The sequence below is a fragment of the Pseudomonas sp. P4_B3 genome (genome assembly GCF_056402295.1).
In genome coordinates, this window is record NZ_JBFUHR010000051.1 from 1 (window position 1) to 827 (window position 827).

At 50.1% G+C, this 827-nt stretch carries 2 tRNA genes and 1 rRNA gene; all 3 read right to left on the minus strand.

The window, feature by feature from the left end:
- Positions 1-327 precede the first annotated feature (327 nt).
- Positions 328-403, minus strand: a tRNA-Ala gene (locus AC1DWG_RS30380).
- 30 nt (positions 404-433) lie between these two features.
- A tRNA-Ile gene (locus tag AC1DWG_RS30385) sits at positions 434-510 on the minus strand.
- A gap of 160 nt (positions 511-670) precedes the next feature.
- Positions 671-827: ribosomal RNA gene (locus AC1DWG_RS30390) — 16S ribosomal RNA — on the minus strand; the annotation flags it as partial.

An 827-nucleotide genomic window follows, 5' to 3' on the forward strand; every position in this document is an offset into this window, starting at 1 on the left:
ACCACGTCTTTCATCGCCACCACGTCTTTCATCGCCTCTGACTGCCAAGGCATCCACCGTATGCGCTTCTTCACTTGACCATATAACCCCAAGCAATCTGGTTATACTGTGAAGACGACATTCGCCGAAAATTCGCACTTGCTCAWAGAGCAACTCACAAATTTTACCTTAGCCTGATCCGTTACCAGTGAAAGTAACGTTCAGTCTATCTTTCTATCACATACCCAAATTTTTAAAGAACGAACTAGTCAAAGACTAGAAATCAACATTCACCATCGAACCGATGGAATGCTCATTTCTAAGCTTTATACAATCAGAAGCAGTTAGTGGTGGAGCCAAACGGGATCGAACCGTTGACCTCCTGCGTGCAAGGCAGGCGCTCTCCCAGCTGAGCTATGGCCCCGTATTTCTACAGGCGTTTCCCACACAAAATTGGTGGGTCTGGGCAGATTCGAACTGCCGACCTCACCCTTATCAGGGGTGCGCTCTAACCAACTGAGCTACAGACCCAATTTCGRGCTGCTAAGGCCGACCTCACCCTGCTCTTTACCACAGAGCATGGGGTGCGCTCTAACCAACTRAGCTACAACCCAAAAGGCTGCTTCTTATCGTCTTCTTCAATGAATCAAGCAATTCGTGTGGGAGCTCATGGAGCAGCTGAGTCGTCGATTAAGGAGGTGATCCAGCCGCAGGTTCCCCTACGGCTACCTTGTTACGACTTCACCCCAGTCATGAATCACACCGTGGTAACCGTCCTCCCGAAGGTTAGACTAGCTACTTCTGGTGCAACCCACTCCCATGGTGTGACGGGCGGTGTGTACAAGGCC